We start from the raw sequence: 25,465 nt of genomic DNA, 5'->3' as shown, positions 1-25,465 counted from the left end.
CTTCGGTGTCCGCACTCGCCGCTGTCGCGCTCGCTTCAGTTGAGGTGTTACCCGCGCCATCGGTGATCTGTGCTGTCACTGTGCCTTCTGGCGCCACTTCGACTTCGACCGCTTTGTTTGCGATTTCGGTTTCGGTCAGTACGTGCTCAACACCATTGATGGTCAACGTGTCTGTCTCGGCGTTGAAGTCGTCTGGCAAGCTCACCGTCGCGGTCACTGTGCCATCTTCGCCCAACTCGGCCGCGTTGTAGATCTCATCATCACCTGTGCTTTCTAGCGTGATGCTTGGTGCGTTCACTTCGGTGTCCGCACTCGCCGCTGTCGCGCTCGCTTCAGTTGAGGTGTTACCCGCGCCATCGGTGATCTGTGCTGTCACTGTGCCTTCTGGCGCCACTTCGACTTCGACCGCTTTGTTTGCGATTTCGGTTTCGGTCAGTACGTGCTCAACACCATTGATGGTCAACGTGTCTGTCTCGGCGTTGAAGTCGTCTGGCAAGCTCACCGTCGCGGTCACTGTGCCATCTTCGCCCAACTCGGCCGCGTTGTAGATCTCATCATCACCTGTGCTTTCTAGCGTGATGCTTGGTGCGTTCACTTCGGTGTCCGCACTCGCCGCTGTCGCGCTCGCTTCAGTTGAGGTGTTACCCGCGCCATCGGTGATCTGTGCTGTCACTGTGCCTTCTGGCGCCACTTCGACTTCGACCGCTTTGTTTGCGATTTCGGTTTCGGTCAGTACGTGCTCAACACCATTGATGGTCAACGTGTCTGTCTCGGCGTTGAAGTCGTCTGGCAAGCTCACCGTCGCGGTCACTGTGCCATCTTCGCCCAACTCGGCCGCGTTGTAGATCTCATCATCACCTGTGCTTTCTAGCGTGATGCTTGGTGCGTTCACTTCGGTGTCCGCACTCGCCGCTGTCGCGCTCGCTTCAGTTGAGGTGTTACCCGCGCCATCGGTGATCTGTGCTGTCACTGTGCCTTCTGGCGCCACTTCGACTTCGACCGCTTTGTTTGCGATTTCGGTTTCGGTCAGTACGTGCTCAACACCATTGATGGTCAACGTGTCTGTCTCGGCGTTGAAGTCGTCTGGCAAGCTCACCGTCGCGGTCACTGTGCCATCTTCGCCCAACTCGGCCGCGTTGTAGATCTCATCATCACCTGTGCTTTCTAGCGTGATGCTTGGTGCGTTCACTTCGGTGTCCGCACTCGCCGCTGTCGCGCTCGCTTCAGTTGAGGTGTTACCCGCGCCATCGGTGATCTGTGCTGTCACTGTGCCTTCTGGCGCCACTTCGACTTCGACCGCTTTGTTTGCGATTTCGGTTTCGGTCAGTACGTGCTCAACACCATTGATGGTCAACGTGTCTGTCTCGGCGTTGAAGTCGTCTGGCAAGCTCACCGTCGCGGTCACTGTGCCATCTTCGCCCAACTCGGCCGCGTTGTAGATCTCATCATCACCTGTGCTTTCTAGCGTGATGCTTGGTGCGTTCACTTCGGTGTCCGCACTCGCCGCTGTCGCGCTCGCTTCAGTTGAGGTGTTACCCGCGCCATCGGTGATCTGTGCTGTCACTGTGCCTTCTGGCGCCACTTCGACTTCGACCGCTTTGTTTGCGATTTCGGTTTCGGTCAGTACGTGCTCAACACCATTGATGGTCAACGTGTCTGTCTCGGCGTTGAAGTCGTCTGGCAAGCTCACCGTCGCGGTCACTGTGCCATCTTCGCCCAACTCGGCCGCGTTGTAGATCTCATCATCACCTGTGCTTTCTAGCGTGATGCTTGGTGCGTTCACTTCGGTGTCCGCACTCGCCGCTGTCGCGCTCGCTTCAGTTGAGGTGTTACCCGCGCCATCGGTGATCTGTGCTGTCACTGTGCCTTCTGGCGCCACTTCGACTTCGACCGCTTTGTTTGCGATTTCGGTTTCGGTCAGTACGTGCTCAACACCATTGATGGTCAACGTGTCTGTCTCGGCGTTGAAGTCGTCTGGCAAGCTCACCGTCGCGGTCACTGTGCCATCTTCGCCCAACTCGGCCGCGTTGTAGATCTCATCATCACCTGTGCTTTCTAGCGTGATGCTTGGTGCGTTCACTTCGGTGTCCGCACTCGCCGCTGTCGCGCTCGCTTCAGTTGAGGTGTTACCCGCGCCATCGGTGATCTGTGCTGTCACTGTGCCTTCTGGCGCCACTTCGACTTCGACCGCTTTGTTTGCGATTTCGGTTTCGGTCAGTACGTGCTCAACACCATTGATGGTCAACGTGTCTGTCTCGGCGTTGAAGTCGTCTGGCAAGCTCACCGTCGCGGTCACTGTGCCATCTTCGCCCAACTCGGCCGCGTTGTAGATCTCATCATCACCTGTGCTTTCTAGCGTGATGCTTGGTGCGTTCACTTCGGTGTCCGCACTCGCCGCTGTCGCGCTCGCTTCAGTTGAGGTGTTACCCGCGCCATCGGTGATCTGTGCTGTCACTGTGCCTTCTGGCGCCACTTCGACTTCGACCGCTTTGTTTGCGATTTCGGTTTCGGTCAGTACGTGCTCAACACCATTGATGGTCAACGTGTCTGTCTCGGCGTTGAAGTCGTCTGGCAAGCTCACCGTCGCGGTCACTGTGCCATCTTCGCCCAACTCGGCCGCGTTGTAGATCTCATCATCACCTGTGCTTTCTAGCGTGATGCTTGGTGCGTTCACTTCGGTGTCCGCACTCGCCGCTGTCGCGCTCGCTTCAGTTGAGGTGTTACCCGCGCCATCGGTGATCTGTGCTGTCACTGTGCCTTCTGGCGCCACTTCGACTTCGACCGCTTTGTTTGCGATTTCGGTTTCGGTCAGTACGTGCTCAACACCATTGATGGTCAACGTGTCTGTCTCGGCGTTGAAGTCGTCTGGCAAGCTCACCGTCGCGGTCACTGTGCCATCTTCGCCCAACTCGGCCGCGTTGTAGATCTCATCATCACCTGTGCTTTCTAGCGTGATGCTTGGTGCGTTCACTTCGGTGTCCGCACTCGCCGCTGTCGCGCTCGCTTCAGTTGAGGTGTTACCCGCGCCATCGGTGATCTGTGCTGTCACTGTGCCTTCTGGCGCCACTTCGACTTCGACCGCTTTGTTTGCGATTTCGGTTTCGGTCAGTACGTGCTCAACACCATTGATGGTCAACGTGTCTGTCTCGGCGTTGAAGTCGTCTGGCAAGCTCACCGTCGCGGTCACTGTGCCATCTTCGCCCAACTCGGCCGCGTTGTAGATCTCATCATCACCTGTGCTTTCTAGCGTGATGCTTGGTGCGTTCACTTCGGTGTCCGCACTCGCCGCTGTCGCGCTCGCTTCAGTTGAGGTGTTACCCGCGCCATCGGTGATCTGTGCTGTCACTGTGCCTTCTGGCGCCACTTCGACTTCGACCGCTTTGTTTGCGATTTCGGTTTCGGTCAGTACGTGCTCAACACCATTGATGGTCAACGTGTCTGTCTCGGCGTTGAAGTCGTCTGGCAAGCTCACCGTCGCGGTCACTGTGCCATCTTCGCCCAACTCGGCCGCGTTGTAGATCTCATCATCACCTGTGCTTTCTAGCGTGATGCTTGGTGCGTTCACTTCGGTGTCCGCACTCGCCGCTGTCGCGCTCGCTTCAGTTGAGGTGTTACCCGCGCCATCGGTGATCTGTGCTGTCACTGTGCCTTCTGGCGCCACTTCGACTTCGACCGCTTTGTTTGCGATTTCGGTTTCGGTCAGTACGTGCTCAACACCATTGATGGTCAACGTGTCTGTCTCGGCGTTGAAGTCGTCTGGCAAGCTCACCGTCGCGGTCACTGTGCCATCTTCGCCCAACTCGGCCGCGTTGTAGATCTCATCATCACCTGTGCTTTCTAGCGTGATGCTTGGTGCGTTCACTTCGGTGTCCGCACTCGCCGCTGTCGCGCTCGCTTCAGTTGAGGTGTTACCCGCGCCATCGGTGATCTGTGCTGTCACTGTGCCTTCTGGCGCCACTTCGACTTCGACCGCTTTGTTTGCGATTTCGGTTTCGGTCAGTACGTGCTCAACACCATTGATGGTCAACGTGTCTGTCTCGGCGTTGAAGTCGTCTGGCAAGCTCACCGTCGCGGTCACTGTGCCATCTTCGCCCAACTCGGCCGCGTTGTAGATCTCATCATCACCTGTGCTTTCTAGCGTGATGCTTGGTGCGTTCACTTCGGTGTCCGCACTCGCCGCTGTCGCGCTCGCTTCAGTTGAGGTGTTACCCGCGCCATCGGTGATCTGTGCTGTCACTGTGCCTTCTGGCGCCACTTCGACTTCGACCGCTTTGTTTGCGATTTCGGTTTCGGTCAGTACGTGCTCAACACCATTGATGGTCAACGTGTCTGTCTCGGCGTTGAAGTCGTCTGGCAAGCTCACCGTCGCGGTCACTGTGCCATCTTCGCCCAACTCGGCCGCGTTGTAGATCTCATCATCACCTGTGCTTTCTAGCGTGATGCTTGGTGCGTTCACTTCGGTGTCCGCACTCGCCGCTGTCGCGCTCGCTTCAGTTGAGGTGTTACCCGCGCCATCGGTGATCTGTGCTGTCACTGTGCCTTCTGGCGCCACTTCGACTTCGACCGCTTTGTTTGCGATTTCGGTTTCGGTCAGTACGTGCTCAACACCATTGATGGTCAACGTGTCTGTCTCGGCGTTGAAGTCGTCTGGCAAGCTCACCGTCGCGGTCACTGTGCCATCTTCGCCCAACTCGGCCGCGTTGTAGATCTCATCATCACCTGTGCTTTCTAGCGTGATGCTTGGTGCGTTCACTTCGGTGTCCGCACTCGCCGCTGTCGCGCTCGCTTCAGTTGAGGTGTTACCCGCGCCATCGGTGATCTGTGCTGTCACTGTGCCTTCTGGCGCCACTTCGACTTCGACCGCTTTGTTTGCGATTTCGGTTTCGGTCAGTACGTGCTCAACACCATTGATGGTCAACGTGTCTGTCTCGGCGTTGAAGTCGTCTGGCAAGCTCACCGTCGCGGTCACTGTGCCATCTTCGCCCAACTCGGCCGCGTTGTAGATCTCATCATCACCTGTGCTTTCTAGCGTGATGCTTGGTGCGTTCACTTCGGTGTCCGCACTCGCCGCTGTCGCGCTCGCTTCAGTTGAGGTGTTACCCGCGCCATCGGTGATCTGTGCTGTCACTGTGCCTTCTGGCGCCACTTCGACTTCGACCGCTTTGTTTGCGATTTCGGTTTCGGTCAGTACGTGCTCAACACCATTGATGGTCAACGTGTCTGTCTCGGCGTTGAAGTCGTCTGGCAAGCTCACCGTCGCGGTCACTGTGCCATCTTCGCCCAACTCGGCCGCGTTGTAGATCTCATCATCACCTGTGCTTTCTAGCGTGATGCTTGGTGCGTTCACTTCGGTGTCCGCACTCGCCGCTGTCGCGCTCGCTTCAGTTGAGGTGTTACCCGCGCCATCGGTGATCTGTGCTGTCACTGTGCCTTCTGGCGCCACTTCGACTTCGACCGCTTTGTTTGCGATTTCGGTTTCGGTCAGTACGTGCTCAACACCATTGATGGTCAACGTGTCTGTCTCGGCGTTGAAGTCGTCTGGCAAGCTCACCGTCGCGGTCACTGTGCCATCTTCGCCCAACTCGGCCGCGTTGTAGATCTCATCATCACCTGTGCTTTCTAGCGTGATGCTTGGTGCGTTCACTTCGGTGTCCGCACTCGCCGCTGTCGCGCTCGCTTCAGTTGAGGTGTTACCCGCGCCATCGGTGATCTGTGCTGTCACTGTGCCTTCTGGCGCCACTTCGACTTCGACCGCTTTGTTTGCGATTTCGGTTTCGGTCAGTACGTGCTCAACACCATTGATGGTCAACGTGTCTGTCTCGGCGTTGAAGTCGTCTGGCAAGCTCACCGTCGCGGTCACTGTGCCATCTTCGCCCAACTCGGCCGCGTTGTAGATCTCATCATCACCTGTGCTTTCTAGCGTGATGCTTGGTGCGTTCACTTCGGTGTCCGCACTCGCCGCTGTCGCGCTCGCTTCAGTTGAGGTGTTACCCGCGCCATCGGTGATCTGTGCTGTCACTGTGCCTTCTGGCGCCACTTCGACTTCGACCGCTTTGTTTGCGATTTCGGTTTCGGTCAGTACGTGCTCAACACCATTGATGGTCAACGTGTCTGTCTCGGCGTTGAAGTCGTCTGGCAAGCTCACCGTCGCGGTCACTGTGCCATCTTCGCCCAACTCGGCCGCGTTGTAGATCTCATCATCACCTGTGCTTTCTAGCGTGATGCTTGGTGCGTTCACTTCGGTGTCCGCACTCGCCGCTGTCGCGCTCGCTTCAGTTGAGGTGTTACCCGCGCCATCGGTGATCTGTGCTGTCACTGTGCCTTCTGGCGCCACTTCGACTTCGACCGCTTTGTTTGCGATTTCGGTTTCGGTCAGTACGTGCTCAACACCATTGATGGTCAACGTGTCTGTCTCGGCGTTGAAGTCGTCTGGCAAGCTCACCGTCGCGGTCACTGTGCCATCTTCGCCCAACTCGGCCGCGTTGTAGATCTCATCATCACCTGTGCTTTCTAGCGTGATGCTTGGTGCGTTCACTTCGGTGTCCGCACTCGCCGCTGTCGCGCTCGCTTCAGTTGAGGTGTTACCCGCGCCATCGGTGATCTGTGCTGTCACTGTGCCTTCTGGCGCCACTTCGACTTCGACCGCTTTGTTTGCGATTTCGGTTTCGGTCAGTACGTGCTCAACACCATTGATGGTCAACGTGTCTGTCTCGGCGTTGAAGTCGTCTGGCAAGCTCACCGTCGCGGTCACTGTGCCATCTTCGCCCAACTCGGCCGCGTTGTAGATCTCATCATCACCTGTGCTTTCTAGCGTGATGCTTGGTGCGTTCACTTCGGTGTCCGCACTCGCCGCTGTCGCGCTCGCTTCAGTTGAGGTGTTACCCGCGCCATCGGTGATCTGTGCTGTCACTGTGCCTTCTGGCGCCACTTCGACTTCGACCGCTTTGTTTGCGATTTCGGTTTCGGTCAGTACGTGCTCAACACCATTGATGGTCAACGTGTCTGTCTCGGCGTTGAAGTCGTCTGGCAAGCTCACCGTCGCGGTCACTGTGCCATCTTCGCCCAACTCGGCCGCGTTGTAGATCTCATCATCACCTGTGCTTTCTAGCGTGATGCTTGGTGCGTTCACTTCGGTGTCCGCACTCGCCGCTGTCGCGCTCGCTTCAGTTGAGGTGTTACCCGCGCCATCGGTGATCTGTGCTGTCACTGTGCCTTCTGGCGCCACTTCGACTTCGACCGCTTTGTTTGCGATTTCGGTTTCGGTCAGTACGTGCTCAACACCATTGATGGTCAACGTGTCTGTCTCGGCGTTGAAGTCGTCTGGCAAGCTCACCGTCGCGGTCACTGTGCCATCTTCGCCCAACTCGGCCGCGTTGTAGATCTCATCATCACCTGTGCTTTCTAGCGTGATGCTTGGTGCGTTCACTTCGGTGTCCGCACTCGCCGCTGTCGCGCTCGCTTCAGTTGAGGTGTTACCCGCGCCATCGGTGATCTGTGCTGTCACTGTGCCTTCTGGCGCCACTTCGACTTCGACCGCTTTGTTTGCGATTTCGGTTTCGGTCAGTACGTGCTCAACACCATTGATGGTCAACGTGTCTGTCTCGGCGTTGAAGTCGTCTGGCAAGCTCACCGTCGCGGTCACTGTGCCATCTTCGCCCAACTCGGCCGCGTTGTAGATCTCATCATCACCTGTGCTTTCTAGCGTGATGCTTGGTGCGTTCACTTCGGTGTCCGCACTCGCCGCTGTCGCGCTCGCTTCAGTTGAGGTGTTACCCGCGCCATCGGTGATCTGTGCTGTCACTGTGCCTTCTGGCGCCACTTCGACTTCGACCGCTTTGTTTGCGATTTCGGTTTCGGTCAGTACGTGCTCAACACCATTGATGGTCAACGTGTCTGTCTCGGCGTTGAAGTCGTCTGGCAAGCTCACCGTCGCGGTCACTGTGCCATCTTCGCCCAACTCGGCCGCGTTGTAGATCTCATCATCACCTGTGCTTTCTAGCGTGATGCTTGGTGCGTTCACTTCGGTGTCCGCACTCGCCGCTGTCGCGCTCGCTTCAGTTGAGGTGTTACCCGCGCCATCGGTGATCTGTGCTGTCACTGTGCCTTCTGGCGCCACTTCGACTTCGACCGCTTTGTTTGCGATTTCGGTTTCGGTCAGTACGTGCTCAACACCATTGATGGTCAACGTGTCTGTCTCGGCGTTGAAGTCGTCTGGCAAGCTCACCGTCGCGGTCACTGTGCCATCTTCGCCCAACTCGGCCGCGTTGTAGATCTCATCATCACCTGTGCTTTCTAGCGTGATGCTTGGTGCGTTCACTTCGGTGTCCGCACTCGCCGCTGTCGCGCTCGCTTCAGTTGAGGTGTTACCCGCGCCATCGGTGATCTGTGCTGTCACTGTGCCTTCTGGCGCCACTTCGACTTCGACCGCTTTGTTTGCGATTTCGGTTTCGGTCAGTACGTGCTCAACACCATTGATGGTCAACGTGTCTGTCTCGGCGTTGAAGTCGTCTGGCAAGCTCACCGTCGCGGTCACTGTGCCATCTTCGCCCAACTCGGCCGCGTTGTAGATCTCATCATCACCTGTGCTTTCTAGCGTGATGCTTGGTGCGTTCACTTCGGTGTCCGCACTCGCCGCTGTCGCGCTCGCTTCAGTTGAGGTGTTACCCGCGCCATCGGTGATCTGTGCTGTCACTGTGCCTTCTGGCGCCACTTCGACTTCGACCGCTTTGTTTGCGATTTCGGTTTCGGTCAGTACGTGCTCAACACCATTGATGGTCAACGTGTCTGTCTCGGCGTTGAAGTCGTCTGGCAAGCTCACCGTCGCGGTCACTGTGCCATCTTCGCCCAACTCGGCCGCGTTGTAGATCTCATCATCACCTGTGCTTTCTAGCGTGATGCTTGGTGCGTTCACTTCGGTGTCCGCACTCGCCGCTGTCGCGCTCGCTTCAGTTGAGGTGTTACCCGCGCCATCGGTGATCTGTGCTGTCACTGTGCCTTCTGGCGCCACTTCGACTTCGACCGCTTTGTTTGCGATTTCGGTTTCGGTCAGTACGTGCTCAACACCATTGATGGTCAACGTGTCTGTCTCGGCGTTGAAGTCGTCTGGCAAGCTCACCGTCGCGGTCACTGTGCCATCTTCGCCCAACTCGGCCGCGTTGTAGATCTCATCATCACCTGTGCTTTCTAGCGTGATGCTTGGTGCGTTCACTTCGGTGTCCGCACTCGCCGCTGTCGCGCTCGCTTCAGTTGAGGTGTTACCCGCGCCATCGGTGATCTGTGCTGTCACTGTGCCTTCTGGCGCCACTTCGACTTCGACCGCTTTGTTTGCGATTTCGGTTTCGGTCAGTACGTGCTCAACACCATTGATGGTCAACGTGTCTGTCTCGGCGTTGAAGTCGTCTGGCAAGCTCACCGTCGCGGTCACTGTGCCATCTTCGCCCAACTCGGCCGCGTTGTAGATCTCATCATCACCTGTGCTTTCTAGCGTGATGCTTGGTGCGTTCACTTCGGTGTCCGCACTCGCCGCTGTCGCGCTCGCTTCAGTTGAGGTGTTACCCGCGCCATCGGTGATCTGTGCTGTCACTGTGCCTTCTGGCGCCACTTCGACTTCGACCGCTTTGTTTGCGATTTCGGTTTCGGTCAGTACGTGCTCAACACCATTGATGGTCAACGTGTCTGTCTCGGCGTTGAAGTCGTCTGGCAAGCTCACCGTCGCGGTCACTGTGCCATCTTCGCCCAACTCGGCCGCGTTGTAGATCTCATCATCACCTGTGCTTTCTAGCGTGATGCTTGGTGCGTTCACTTCGGTGTCCGCACTCGCCGCTGTCGCGCTCGCTTCAGTTGAGGTGTTACCCGCGCCATCGGTGATCTGTGCTGTCACTGTGCCTTCTGGCGCCACTTCGACTTCGACCGCTTTGTTTGCGATTTCGGTTTCGGTCAGTACGTGCTCAACACCATTGATGGTCAACGTGTCTGTCTCGGCGTTGAAGTCGTCTGGCAAGCTCACCGTCGCGGTCACTGTGCCATCTTCGCCCAACTCGGCCGCGTTGTAGATCTCATCATCACCTGTGCTTTCTAGCGTGATGCTTGGTGCGTTCACTTCGGTGTCCGCACTCGCCGCTGTCGCGCTCGCTTCAGTTGAGGTGTTACCCGCGCCATCGGTGATCTGTGCTGTCACTGTGCCTTCTGGCGCCACTTCGACTTCGACCGCTTTGTTTGCGATTTCGGTTTCGGTCAGTACGTGCTCAACACCATTGATGGTCAACGTGTCTGTCTCGGCGTTGAAGTCGTCTGGCAAGCTCACCGTCGCGGTCACTGTGCCATCTTCGCCCAACTCGGCCGCGTTGTAGATCTCATCATCACCTGTGCTTTCTAGCGTGATGCTTGGTGCGTTCACTTCGGTGTCCGCACTCGCCGCTGTCGCGCTCGCTTCAGTTGAGGTGTTACCCGCGCCATCGGTGATCTGTGCTGTCACTGTGCCTTCTGGCGCCACTTCGACTTCGACCGCTTTGTTTGCGATTTCGGTTTCGGTCAGTACGTGCTCAACACCATTGATGGTCAACGTGTCTGTCTCGGCGTTGAAGTCGTCTGGCAAGCTCACCGTCGCGGTCACTGTGCCATCTTCGCCCAACTCGGCCGCGTTGTAGATCTCATCATCACCTGTGCTTTCTAGCGTGATGCTTGGTGCGTTCACTTCGGTGTCCGCACTCGCCGCTGTCGCGCTCGCTTCAGTTGAGGTGTTACCCGCGCCATCGGTGATCTGTGCTGTCACTGTGCCTTCTGGCGCCACTTCGACTTCGACCGCTTTGTTTGCGATTTCGGTTTCGGTCAGTACGTGCTCAACACCATTGATGGTCAACGTGTCTGTCTCGGCGTTGAAGTCGTCTGGCAAGCTCACCGTCGCGGTCACTGTGCCATCTTCGCCCAACTCGGCCGCGTTGTAGATCTCATCATCACCTGTGCTTTCTAGCGTGATGCTTGGTGCGTTCACTTCGGTGTCCGCACTCGCCGCTGTCGCGCTCGCTTCAGTTGAGGTGTTACCCGCGCCATCGGTGATCTGTGCTGTCACTGTGCCTTCTGGCGCCACTTCGACTTCGACCGCTTTGTTTGCGATTTCGGTTTCGGTCAGTACGTGCTCAACACCATTGATGGTCAACGTGTCTGTCTCGGCGTTGAAGTCGTCTGGCAAGCTCACCGTCGCGGTCACTGTGCCATCTTCGCCCAACTCGGCCGCGTTGTAGATCTCATCATCACCTGTGCTTTCTAGCGTGATGCTTGGTGCGTTCACTTCGGTGTCCGCACTCGCCGCTGTCGCGCTCGCTTCAGTTGAGGTGTTACCCGCGCCATCGGTGATCTGTGCTGTCACTGTGCCTTCTGGCGCCACTTCGACTTCGACCGCTTTGTTTGCGATTTCGGTTTCGGTCAGTACGTGCTCAACACCATTGATGGTCAACGTGTCTGTCTCGGCGTTGAAGTCGTCTGGCAAGCTCACCGTCGCGGTCACTGTGCCATCTTCGCCCAACTCGGCCGCGTTGTAGATCTCATCATCACCTGTGCTTTCTAGCGTGATGCTTGGTGCGTTCACTTCGGTGTCCGCACTCGCCGCTGTCGCGCTCGCTTCAGTTGAGGTGTTACCCGCGCCATCGGTGATCTGTGCTGTCACTGTGCCTTCTGGCGCCACTTCGACTTCGACCGCTTTGTTTGCGATTTCGGTTTCGGTCAGTACGTGCTCAACACCATTGATGGTCAACGTGTCTGTCTCGGCGTTGAAGTCGTCTGGCAAGCTCACCGTCGCGGTCACTGTGCCATCTTCGCCCAACTCGGCCGCGTTGTAGATCTCATCATCACCTGTGCTTTCTAGCGTGATGCTTGGTGCGTTCACTTCGGTGTCCGCACTCGCCGCTGTCGCGCTCGCTTCAGTTGAGGTGTTACCCGCGCCATCGGTGATCTGTGCTGTCACTGTGCCTTCTGGCGCCACTTCGACTTCGACCGCTTTGTTTGCGATTTCGGTTTCGGTCAGTACGTGCTCAACACCATTGATGGTCAACGTGTCTGTCTCGGCGTTGAAGTCGTCTGGCAAGCTCACCGTCGCGGTCACTGTGCCATCTTCGCCCAACTCGGCCGCGTTGTAGATCTCATCATCACCTGTGCTTTCTAGCGTGATGCTTGGTGCGTTCACTTCGGTGTCCGCACTCGCCGCTGTCGCGCTCGCTTCAGTTGAGGTGTTACCCGCGCCATCGGTGATCTGTGCTGTCACTGTGCCTTCTGGCGCCACTTCGACTTCGACCGCTTTGTTTGCGATTTCGGTTTCGGTCAGTACGTGCTCAACACCATTGATGGTCAACGTGTCTGTCTCGGCGTTGAAGTCGTCTGGCAAGCTCACCGTCGCGGTCACTGTGCCATCTTCGCCCAACTCGGCCGCGTTGTAGATCTCATCATCACCTGTGCTTTCTAGCGTGATGCTTGGTGCGTTCACTTCGGTGTCCGCACTCGCCGCTGTCGCGCTCGCTTCAGTTGAGGTGTTACCCGCGCCATCGGTGATCTGTGCTGTCACTGTGCCTTCTGGCGCCACTTCGACTTCGACCGCTTTGTTTGCGATTTCGGTTTCGGTCAGTACGTGCTCAACACCATTGATGGTCAACGTGTCTGTCTCGGCGTTGAAGTCGTCTGGCAAGCTCACCGTCGCGGTCACTGTGCCATCTTCGCCCAACTCGGCCGCGTTGTAGATCTCATCATCACCTGTGCTTTCTAGCGTGATGCTTGGTGCGTTCACTTCGGTGTCCGCACTCGCCGCTGTCGCGCTCGCTTCAGTTGAGGTGTTACCCGCGCCATCGGTGATCTGTGCTGTCACTGTGCCTTCTGGCGCCACTTCGACTTCGACCGCTTTGTTTGCGATTTCGGTTTCGGTCAGTACGTGCTCAACACCATTGATGGTCAACGTGTCTGTCTCGGCGTTGAAGTCGTCTGGCAAGCTCACCGTCGCGGTCACTGTGCCATCTTCGCCCAACTCGGCCGCGTTGTAGATCTCATCATCACCTGTGCTTTCTAGCGTGATGCTTGGTGCGTTCACTTCGGTGTCCGCACTCGCCGCTGTCGCGCTCGCTTCAGTTGAGGTGTTACCCGCGCCATCGGTGATCTGTGCTGTCACTGTGCCTTCTGGCGCCACTTCGACTTCGACCGCTTTGTTTGCGATTTCGGTTTCGGTCAGTACGTGCTCAACACCATTGATGGTCAACGTGTCTGTCTCGGCGTTGAAGTCGTCTGGCAAGCTCACCGTCGCGGTCACTGTGCCATCTTCGCCCAACTCGGCCGCGTTGTAGATCTCATCATCACCTGTGCTTTCTAGCGTGATGCTTGGTGCGTTCACTTCGGTGTCCGCACTCGCCGCTGTCGCGCTCGCTTCAGTTGAGGTGTTACCCGCGCCATCGGTGATCTGTGCTGTCACTGTGCCTTCTGGCGCCACTTCGACTTCGACCGCTTTGTTTGCGATTTCGGTTTCGGTCAGTACGTGCTCAACACCATTGATGGTCAACGTGTCTGTCTCGGCGTTGAAGTCGTCTGGCAAGCTCACCGTCGCGGTCACTGTGCCATCTTCGCCCAACTCGGCCGCGTTGTAGATCTCATCATCACCTGTGCTTTCTAGCGTGATGCTTGGTGCGTTCACTTCGGTGTCCGCACTCGCCGCTGTCGCGCTCGCTTCAGTTGAGGTGTTACCCGCGCCATCGGTGATCTGTGCTGTCACTGTGCCTTCTGGCGCCACTTCGACTTCGACCGCTTTGTTTGCGATTTCGGTTTCGGTCAGTACGTGCTCAACACCATTGATGGTCAACGTGTCTGTCTCGGCGTTGAAGTCGTCTGGCAAGCTCACCGTCGCGGTCACTGTGCCATCTTCGCCCAACTCGGCCGCGTTGTAGATCTCATCATCACCTGTGCTTTCTAGCGTGATGCTTGGTGCGTTCACTTCGGTGTCCGCACTCGCCGCTGTCGCGCTCGCTTCAGTTGAGGTGTTACCCGCGCCATCGGTGATCTGTGCTGTCACTGTGCCTTCTGGCGCCACTTCGACTTCGACCGCTTTGTTTGCGATTTCGGTTTCGGTCAGTACGTGCTCAACACCATTGATGGTCAACGTGTCTGTCTCGGCGTTGAAGTCGTCTGGCAAGCTCACCGTCGCGGTCACTGTGCCATCTTCGCCCAACTCGGCCGCGTTGTAGATCTCATCATCACCTGTGCTTTCTAGCGTGATGCTTGGTGCGTTCACTTCGGTGTCCGCACTCGCCGCTGTCGCGCTCGCTTCAGTTGAGGTGTTACCCGCGCCATCGGTGATCTGTGCTGTCACTGTGCCTTCTGGCGCCACTTCGACTTCGACCGCTTTGTTTGCGATTTCGGTTTCGGTCAGTACGTGCTCAACACCATTGATGGTCAACGTGTCTGTCTCGGCGTTGAAGTCGTCTGGCAAGCTCACCGTCGCGGTCACTGTGCCATCTTCGCCCAACTCGGCCGCGTTGTAGATCTCATCATCACCTGTGCTTTCTAGCGTGATGCTTGGTGCGTTCACTTCGGTGTCCGCACTCGCCGCTGTCGCGCTCGCTTCAGTTGAGGTGTTACCCGCGCCATCGGTGATCTGTGCTGTCACTGTGCCTTCTGGCGCCACTTCGACTTCGACCGCTTTGTTTGCGATTTCGGTTTCGGTCAGTACGTGCTCAACACCATTGATGGTCAACGTGTCTGTCTCGGCGTTGAAGTCGTCTGGCAAGCTCACCGTCGCGGTCACTGTGCCATCTTCGCCCAACTCGGCCGCGTTGTAGATCTCATCATCACCTGTGCTTTCTAGCGTGATGCTTGGTGCGTTCACTTCGGTGTCCGCACTCGCCGCTGTCGCGCTCGCTTCAGTTGAGGTGTTACCCGCGCCATCGGTGATCTGTGCTGTCACTGTGCCTTCTGGCGCCACTTCGACTTCGACCGCTTTGTTTGCGATTTCGGTTTCGGTCAGTACGTGCTCAACACCATTGATGGTCAACGTGTCTGTCTCGGCGTTGAAGTCGTCTGGCAAGCTCACCGTCGCGGTCACTGTGCCATCTTCGCCCAACTCGGCCGCGTTGTAGATCTCATCATCACCTGTGCTTTCTAGCGTGATGCTTGGTGCGTTCACTTCGGTGTCCGCACTCGCCGCTGTCGCGCTCGCTTCAGTTGAGGTGTTACCCGCGCCATCGGTGATCTGTGCTGTCACTGTGCCTTCTGGCGCCACTTCGACTTCGACCGCTTTGTTTGCGATTTCGGTTTCGGTCAGTACGTGCTCAACACCATTGATGGTCAACGTGTCTGTCTCGGCGTTGAAGTCGTCTGGCAAGCTCACCGTCGCGGTCACTGTGCCATCTTCGCCCAACTCGGCCGCGTTGTAGATCTCATCATCACCTGTGCTTTCTAGCGTGATGCTTGGTGCGTTCACTTCGGTGTCCGCACTCGCCGCTGTCGCGCTCGCTTCAGTTGAGGTGTTACCCGCGCCATCGGTGATCTGTGCTGTCACTGTGCCTTCTGGCGCCACTTCGACTTCGACCGCTTTGTTTGCGATTTCGGTTTCGGTCAGTACGTGCTCAACACCATTGATGGTCAACGTGTCTGTCTCGGCGTTGAAGTCGTCTGGCAAGCTCACCGTCGCGGTCACTGTGCCATCTTCGCCCAACTCGGCCGCGTTGTAGATCTCATCATCACCTGTGCTTTCTAGCGTGATGCTTGGTGCGTTCACTTCGGTGTCCGCACTCGCCGCTGTCGCGCTCGCTTCAGTTGAGGTGTTACCCGCGCCATCGGTGATCTGTGCTGTCACTGTGCCTTCTGGCGCCACTTCGACTTCGACCGCTTTGTTTGCGATTTCGGTTTCGGTCAGTACGTGCTCAACACCATTGATGGTCAACGTGTCTGTCTCGGCGTTGAAGTCGTCTGGCAAGCTCACCGTCGCGGTCACTGTGCCATCTTCGCCCAACTCGGCCGCGTTGTAGATCTCATCATCACCTGTGCTTTCTAGCGTGATGCTTGGTGCGTTCACTTCGGTGTCCGCACTCGCCGCTGTCGCGCTCGCTTCAGTTGAGGTGTTACCCGCGCCATCGGTGATCTGTGCTGTCACTGTGCCTTCTGGCGCCACTTCGACTTCGACCGCTTTGTTTGCGATTTCGGTTTCGGTCAGTACGTGCTCAACACCATTGATGGTCAACGTGTCTGTCTCGGCGTTGAAGTCGTCTGGCAAGCTCACCGTCGCGGTCACTGTGCCATCTTCGCCCAACTCGGCCGCGTTGTAGATCTCATCATCACCTGTGCTTTCTAGCGTGATGCTTGGTGCGTTCACTTCGGTGTCCGCACTCGCCGCTGTCGCGCTCGCTTCAGTTGAGGTGTTACCCGCGCCATCGGTGATCTGTGCTGTCACTGTGCCTTCTGGCGCCACTTCGACTTCGACCGCTTTGTTTGCGATTTCGGTTTCGGTCAGTACGTGCTCAACACCATTGATGGTCAACGTGTCTGTCTCGGCGTTGAAGTCGTCTGGCAAGCTCACCGTCGCGGTCACTGTGCCATCTTCGCCCAACTCGGCCGCGTTGTAGATCTCATCATCACCTGTGCTTTCTAGCGTGATGCTTGGTGCGTTCACTTCGGTGTCCGCACTCGCCGCTGTCGCGCTCGCTTCAGTTGAGGTGTTACCCGCGCCATCGGTGATCTGTGCTGTCACTGTGCCTTCTGGCGCCACTTCGACTTCGACCGCTTTGTTTGCGATTTCGGTTTCGGTCAGTACGTGCTCAACACCATTGATGGTCAACGTGTCTGTCTCGGCGTTGAAGTCGTCTGGCAAGCTCACCGTCGCGGTCACTGTGCCATCTTCGCCCAACTCGGCCGCGTTGTAGATCTCATCATCACCTGTGCTTTCTAGCGTGATGCTTGGTGCGTTCACTTCGGTGTCCGCACTCGCCGCTGTCGCGCTCGCTTCAGTTGAGGTGTTACCCGCGCCATCGGTGATCTGTGCTGTCACTGTGCCTTCTGGCGCCACTTCGACTTCGACCGCTTTGTTTGCGATTTCGGTTTCGGTCAGTACGTGCTCAACACCATTGATGGTCAACGTGTCTGTCTCGGCGTTGAAGTCGTCTGGCAAGCTCACCGTCGCGGTCACTGTGCCATCTTCGCCCAACTCGGCCGCGTTGTAGATCTCATCATCACCTGTGCTTTCTAGCGTGATGCTTGGTGCGTTCACTTCGGTGTCCGCACTCGCCGCTGTCGCGCTCGCTTCAGTTGAGGTGTTACCCGCGCCATCGGTGATCTGTGCTGTCACTGTGCCTTCTGGCGCCACTTCGACTTCGACCGCTTTGTTTGCGATTTCGGTTTCGGTCAGTACGTGCTCAACACCATTGATGGTCAACGTGTCTGTCTCGGCGTTGAAGTCGTCTGGCAAGCTCACCGTCGCGGTCACTGTGCCATCTTCGCCCAACTCGGCCGCGTTGTAGATCTCATCATCACCTGTGCTTTCTAGCGTGATGCTTGGTGCGTTCACTTCGGTGTCCGCACTCGCCGCTGTCGCGCTCGCTTCAGTTGAGGTGTTACCCGCGCCATCGGTGATCTGTGCTGTCACTGTGCCTTCTGGCGCCACTTCGACTTCGACCGCTTTGTTTGCGATTTCGGTTTCGGTCAGTACGTGCTCAACACCATTGATGGTCAACGTGTCTGTCTCGGCGTTGAAGTCGTCTGGCAAGCTCACCGTCGCGGTCACTGTGCCATCTTCGCCCAACTCGGCCGCGTTGTAGATCTCATCATCACCTGTGCTTTCTAGCGTGATGCTTGGTGCGTTCACTTCGGTGTCCGCACTCGCCGCTGTCGCGCTCGCTTCAGTTGAGGTGTTACCCGCGCCATCGGTGATCTGTGCTGTCACTGTGCCTTCTGGCGCCACTTCGACTTCGACCGCTTTGTTTGCGATTTCGGTTTCGGTCAGTACGTGCTCAACACCATTGATGGTCAACGTGTCTGTCTCGGCGTTGAAGTCGTCTGGCAAGCTCACCGTCGCGGTCACTGTGCCATCTTCGCCCAACTCGGCCGCGTTGTAGATCTCATCATCACCTGTGCTTTCTAGCGTGATGCTTGGTGCGTTCACTTCGGTGTCCGCACTCGCCGCTGTCGCGCTCGCTTCAGTTGAGGTGTTACCCGCGCCATCGGTGATCTGTGCTGTCACTGTGCCTTCTGGCGCCACTTCGACTTCGACCGCTTTGTTTGCGATTTCGGTTTCGGTCAGTACGTGCTCAACACCATTGATGGTCAACGTGTCTGTCTCGGCGTTGAAGTCGTCTGGCAAGCTCACCGTCGCGGTCACTGTGCCATCTTCGCCCAACTCGGCCGCGTTGTAGATCTCATCATCACCTGTGCTTTCTAGCGTGATGCTTGGCTTGCCGACTTGTGTATCAACCGTATGGGTTGAGGTTGCTTTGCTTTCAACAGTGTTGCCCGCCGCATCGCTTGAGGCCACGGTCACATCAAATTCGGTATCTGCGGCCAGGTCGCTACCCGCTACATCCACAGTCCAGCTGCCGTCAGCACCCACAGTGGTGGTGTAGTCGGTACCGTTAACAGTCATGGTGACCACATCGCCTTCGCTGATGTCGCCGCCTGTCGCGCTGCCGCTTACTGCGATAGTTTGTCCGCTTTCTGTCGCGTTGATCACATCATCGGCGGTGATATTCGCGACTGTTACGGTGCCTACATCCGCTGTTGTGTCGACGGTATGGGTTGAGGTTGCTTTGCTTTCAACACTGTTGCCCGCCGCATCGCTAGAGGCCACGGTCACATCAAACTCGGTATCGTTGGCCAGGTCGGAGCCTGCTACATCCACGGTCCAGCTGCCGTCGGCATTTACCGTGGTGGTGTAGTCAGTGCCATTGACAGTCAGGCTCACCACATCGCCTTCGCTGATGTCGCCGCCTGTCGCGCTGCCACTTACTGCAATAGTCTGTCCGCTTTCGGCTGCGTTGATCACGTCATCCGCAGTGATGTTCGCCACCGTCACGGTGCCTGCATCCGCAGAGCTATCTACCGTATGGGTTGACGTTGCTTTGCTTTCAACAGTGTTGCCCGCCGCATCTGTCGATGCCACGGTCACATCAAACTCGGTATCAGCGGCCAGGTCGGAGCCTGCTACATCCACGGTCCAGCTGCCGTCGGCATTTACCGTGGTGGTGTAGTCAGTGCCATTGACAGTCAGGCTCACCACATCGCCTTCGCTGATGTCGCCGCCTGTCGCGCTGCCACTTACTGCAATAGTCTGTCCGCTTTCGGCTGCGTTGATCACGTCATCCGCAGTGATGTTCGCCACCGTCACGGTGCCTGCATCCGCAGAGCTATCTACCGTATGGGTTGACGTTGCTTTGCTTTCAACAGTGTTGCCCGCCGCATCTGTCGATGCCACGGTCACATCAAACTCGGTATCAGCGGCCAGGTCGGAGCCTGCTACATCCACGGTCCAGCTGCCGTCGGCATTTACCGTGGTGGTGTAGTCAGTGCCATTGACAGTCAGGCTCACCACATCGCCTTCGCTGATGTCGCCGCCTGTCGCGCTGCCACTTACTGCAATAGTCTGTCCGCTTTCGGCTGCGTTGATCACGTCATCCGCAGTGATGTTCGCCACCGTCACGGTGCCTGCATCCGCCGTTGTGTCTACGGTATGGGTTGAGGCTGCTTTGCTTTCAACGGTGTTGCCCACCGCATCTGTCGATGCCACGGTCACATTAAACTCGGTATCGTTGGCCAGGTCACTGCCCGCGACATCTACGGTCCAGCTGCCGTCAGCGCCCACAATGGTGGTGTAGTCGGTGCCGTTAACGGTCAGGCTCACCACATCGCCTTCGCTGATGTCGCCACCTGTCGCCGTGCCAGTTACTGCAATGGTTTGTCCGCTTTCGGCTGCATTGATCACGTCATCGGTGGTGATGCTCGCTACCGTCACAGTACCCGCGTCCGCATTCGTATCTACCGTGTGGGTTGAGGTTGCTTTGCTTTCAACGGTATTACCTGCCGCATCGGTCGATGCCACGGTCACATCAAACTCGGTATCAGCCGCCAGATCGCTACCCGCTACATCCACGCTCCAGCTGCCGTCAGCGCCGACTGTAGTGGTGTAGTCGGTACCGTTAACCGTCAGGCTCACCACATCGCCTTCGCTGATGTCGCCACCTGTCGCCGTGCCAGTTACTGCAATGGTTTGTCCGCTTTCGGCTGCATTGATCACGTCATCGGTGGTGATGCTCGCTACCGTCACAGTACCCGCGTCCGCATTCGTATCTACCGTGTGGGTTGAGGTTGCTTTGCTTTCAACGGTATTACCTGCCGCATCGCTCGAGGCCACGGTCACATCAAACTCGGTATCGGCCGCCAGGTCGCTGCCCGCTACATCTACGGTCCAGCTGCCGTCAGCGCTGACTGTAGTGGTGTAGTCGGTACCATTAACCGTCAGGCTCACCACATCACCTTCGCTGATGTCGCCGCCTGTTGCGCTGCCGCTTACTGCGATAGTTTGTCCGCTTTCTGTCGCGTTGATCACGTCATCGGTGGTGATGTTCGCTACCGTTACGGTGCCTGCATCCGCCGTTGTGTCTACCGTATGGGTTGAGGTTGCTTTGCTTTCAACAGTGTTGCCCGCCGCATCGCTTGAGGCCACGGTCACGTCAAACTCGGTATCTGCGGCCAGGTCGCTGCCCGTCACATCCACGGTCCAGCTGCCGTCAGCGCCGACAGTGGTGGTGTAGTCAGTACCATTGACAGTCAGGCTCACCACATCGCCTTCGCTGATGTCGCCGCCTGTCGCTGTGCCGGTTACTGCAATGGTTTGTCCGCTTTCGGATGCATTGATCACGTCATCGGTGGTGATGTTAGCGACTGTTACGGTGCCTGCATCGGCCGTTGTGTCTACGGTATGGGTTGAGGTTGCTTTGCTTTCAACGCTGTTGCCCGCCGCATCGCTTGAGGCCACGGTCACATCAAACTCAGTATCAGCGGCCAGGTCGCTGCCCGTCACATCCACGGCCCAGCTGCCGTCGGCATTTACCGTGGTGGTGTAGTCGGTACCATTAACCGTCAGGCTCACCACATCGCCTTCGCTGATGTCGCCGCCTGTCGCCGTACCTGTCACCGCGATGGTTTGTCCGCTTTCTGTCGCGTTGATCACATCATCGGCGGTGATACTCGCCACCGTCACGGTGCCCGCATCGGCCGATGTATCTACCGTATGGGTTGAGGTTGCTTTGCTTTCAACAGTGTTGCCCGCCGCATCGCTTGAGGCCACGGTCACATCAAACTCGGTATCTGCGGCCAGATCGCTGCCCGCCACATCCACGGTCCAGCTGCCGTCAGCGCCGACAGTGGTGGTGTAGTCTGTACCATTAACGGTCAGGCTCACCACATCGCCTTCGCTGATGTCGCCACCTGTCGCACTGCCACTTACTGCAATCGTCTGTCCGCTTTCTGTCGCGTTGATCACGTCATCGGCGGTGATACTTGAAACAGTTACGGTACCCGCATCCGCTGTTGTGTCGACGGTATGGGTTGACGTCGCTTTGCTTTCAACGCTGTTACCCGCCGCATCGCTAGAGGCCACGGTCACATCAAACTCGGTATCGTTGGCCAGGTCGCTGCCTGCTACATCTACGGTCCAGCTGCCGTCAGCACTGACGGTGGTGGTGTAGTCGGTACCATTGACGGTCAGGTTCACCACATCGCCTTCGCTGATATCGCCGCCTGTCGCGCTGCCACTTACAGCAATGGTTTGTCCACTTTCTGTCGCGTTGACCACGTCATCGGCAGTAATATTCGCCACCGTCACAGTGCCCGCATCGGCCGTTGTGTCGACCGTATGGGTTGAGGTTGCTTTGCTGGTTACGGTGTTGCCCGCCGCATCGGTCGATGCCACGGTCACATCAAACTCGGTATCTGTGGCCAGGTCACTGCCTGCCACATCCACGGTCCAGCTACCATCAGCGCCGACGGTGGTGGTGTAGTCCGTACCATTGACAGTCAGGCTCACCACATCGCCTTGGCTGATGTCGCCGCCTGTCGCGCTGCCACTTACAGCAATGGTTTGTCCACTTTCTGTCGCGTTGATCACGTCATCCGCTGTGATGTTCGCCACCGTCACGGTGCCTGCATCGGCAGAGCTATCTACGGTATGGGTTGAGGTTGCTTTGCTTTCAACGGTATTGCCCGCCGCATCGCTAGAGGCCACGGTCACATCAAACTCGGTATCCGCGGCCAGGTCGCTGCCCGCTACATCCACGCTCCAACTGCCATCAGCGCCGACTGTAGTGGTGTAGTCGGTACCGTTAACCGTCAGGCTCACTATATCGCCTTCGCTGATGTCGCCACCTGTCGCGCTGCCACTTACTGCAATAGTCTGTCCGCTTTCGGCTGCGTTGATCACGTCATCGGCGGTGATACTTGAAACAGTTACGGTACCCGCATCCGCCGTTGTGTCGACGGTATGGGTTGAGGCTGCTTTGCTTTCAACGGTGTTGCCCGCCGCATCGCTTGAGGCCACGGTCACATCAAATTCGGTATCAGCGACCAGATCGCTACCCGCTACATCCACAGTCCAGCTGCCATCGGCATTTACCGTGGTGGTGTAGTCGGTACCGTTAACAGTCATGGTGACCACATCGCCTTCACTGATGTCACCGCCTGTTGCCGTACCGGCCACTGCAATAGTTTGTGCGCTTTCTGTCGCGTTGATCACGTCATCCGCCGTGATGTTCGCGACTGTCACAGTGCCTGCATCCGCTGTTGTATCGACGGTATGGGTTGAGGTTGCTTTGCTTTCAACGCTGTTGCCCGCCGCATCGCTTGAGGCCACGACCACATCGAACTCGGTATCAGCAGCCAGGTCGCTGCCCGCTACATTCACAGACCAACTACCATCAGCGCCGACTGTGGTGCTGTAGTCAGTGCCGTTAACGGTCAGGCTCACCACATCGCCTTCGCTGATGTCGCCGCCTGTCGCGCTGCCGCTTACTGCAATAGTCTGTCCGCTTTCGGCTGCGTTGATCACGTCATCCGCAGTGATGTTCGCGACTGTCACAGTACCTGCATCTGCAGAGCTATCTACCGTATGGGTTGAGGTCGCTTTGCTTTCAACGCTGTTGCCCGCCGCATCTGTCGATGCCACGGTCACATCAAACTCGGTATCGTTGGCCAGGTCGCTGCCCGCTACATCTACGGTCCAGCTGCCGTCAGCGCCCACAGTGGTGGTGTAGTCGGTGCCGTTAACAGTCAGGCTCACCACATCGCCTTCGCTGATGTCGCCGCCTGTCGCCGTGCCAGTTACTGCAATGGTTTGTCCGCTTTCAGCTGCGTTGATCACATCATCGGCGGTGATGCTCGCTACCGTCACGGTGCCCGCATCTGCCGTTGTGTCTACGGTATGGGTTGACGTCGCTTTGCTCTCAACCGTATTGCCCGCCGCATCTGTCGATGCCACGGTCACATCAAACTCGGTGTCGGCTGCCAGGTCACTGCCCGCGACATCTACGGTCCAGCTGCCGTCAGCGCCGACTGTAGTGGTGTAGTCGGTACCATTAACCGTCAGGCTCACCACATCGCCTTCGCTGATGTCGCCACCTGTCGCGCTGCCACTTACAGCAATGGCTTGTCCGCTTTCTGTCGCGTTGATCACGTCATCGGTGGTGATATTTGAAACAGTTACGGTGCCTGCATCCGCCGTTGTGTCTACGGCATGGGTTGAGGTTGCTTTGCTTTCAACGCTGTTGCCCGCCGCATCGCTAGAGGCCACGGTCACATCAAACTCAGTGTCCGCTGCAAGGTCGCTGCCTGCCACATCCACGGTCCAACTGCCGTCAGCACCGACTGTAGTGGTGTAGCCAGTACCGTTAACGGTCAGGCTCACCACATCGCCTTCACTAATATCGCCGCCTGTCGCGCTGCCACTTACAGCAATGGTTTGTGCGCTTTCTGTCGCGTTGATCACGTCATCGGTGGTGATATTTGAAACAGTTACGGTGCCTGCATCGGCCGTTGTGTCGACGGTATGGGTTGACGTCGCTTTGCTTTCAACAGTGTTGCCCGCCGCATCTGTCGATGCCACGGTCACATCAAACTCGGTATCGTTGGCCAGGTCGCTGCCCGCTACATCTACGGTCCAGCTGCCGTCAGCGCCCACAGTGGTGGTGTAGTCGGTGCCGTTAACAGTCAGGCTCACCACATCGCCTTCGCTGATGTCGCCGCCTGTCGCCGTGCCAGTTACTGCAATGGTTTGTCCGCTTTCAGCTGCGTTGATCACATCATCGGCGGTGATGCTTGAAACAGTTACGGTACCCGCATCCGCCGTTGTGTCGACGGTATGGGTTGAGGCTGCTTTGCTTTCAACGGTGTTGCCCGCCGCATCGCTTGAGGCCACGGTCACATCAAACTCGGTATCCGCGGCCAGGTCGCTGCCCGCTACATCCACGCTCCAACTGCCATCAGCGCCGACTGTAGTGGTGTAGTCGGTACCGTTAACCGTCAGGCTCACCACATCGCCTTCGCTGATGTCGCCACCTGTCGCGCTGCCACTTACTGCAATAGTCTGTCCGCTTTCGGCTGCGTTGATCACATCATCTGCTGTAATACTCTCAACGGTCACAGTACCTGCGTCAGCGGACGTATCAAGAACCAGCGTATCGGTCACTTCTTTGGTGTTGCCCGTGTTGTCGGTCACCAACGCAGTCACGGTGATGTTTCCGTCAGTCAGGCCACTTAGATTTGCATCCACAACCACCCAACTGCCATTTGCATCTTTTATCGCATCAACAACCACATCATTTGCAGAGTTACCATCAGTAAATGTCACTCTAACGCTCGCAGCATCCGTATCAACGCCACTTAGCGTCACGCTTACGTCGGCAGCTTCACCAGCATTTGTGACTTCATCACTTTGAGCCACAGTCACAGTAAAATTACTGTCCGCATCCGCTGAGGTATCTACACTGGTGCTATTTGTATTAGTGTCATCTGCTGTACTAACCACCGCACTATACTGCCGCACGATAGCTAAACTTTGGGCTTCGGTCAGGCCAAGTTCTTCGAGGGGTTGGGTGTCGAAACCGGCTTCCGCTAGGGTTGATTCACCATCGCGAGAGATCTCTCCCGATGTGATTAGGCTGGAGCCTTGGATTTCACCTGCGGCGGTAGCAAACTCTTCGCTTAGTAAGGTGGGATCCTCGCCTTGCTCTAAGGCTTCAAAAATCTGGGCAATATCATCGCTAATATCTAGCAAGTCATCGTTATTATCGGTTGCGGCCTGCTTAACCTTAACACTAGGTTTACCGTCAACCACATCAAAGGCAATTTCACCAGGCTTAAGCGGTACATCAGCCTGAAAAGCATTAAGCTTTCCATCCATATCGATGATTACTTGCTGGCCTGATAAGTTATTTGTAATATTTTTGTTGTTAGCTACTTCAGCCAT

Annotated in this window: 1 protein-coding gene (running past one end of the window); it reads right to left on the bottom strand. The window is 57.1% G+C overall.

Annotated elements, in window-relative coordinates; genetic code table 11:
- A protein-coding gene (locus AC51G0_RS26870; protein ID WP_496302623.1) for an Ig-like domain-containing protein crosses the window boundary here: on the bottom strand, positions 1-25,465 show its 5' portion. The gene continues 9,908 nt to the left of window position 1, outside the view; the window shows 25,465 of its 35,373 coding nt (coding positions 1-25,465); the start codon lies at positions 25,463-25,465; the stop codon falls past the left edge of the window.

The sequence above is a fragment of the Photobacterium sp. HL06 genome, from assembly GCF_059552575.1.
The sequence above is the reverse complement of the archived record's forward strand: the minus strand, read 5'-3'. Positions and strand labels throughout refer to the sequence as shown.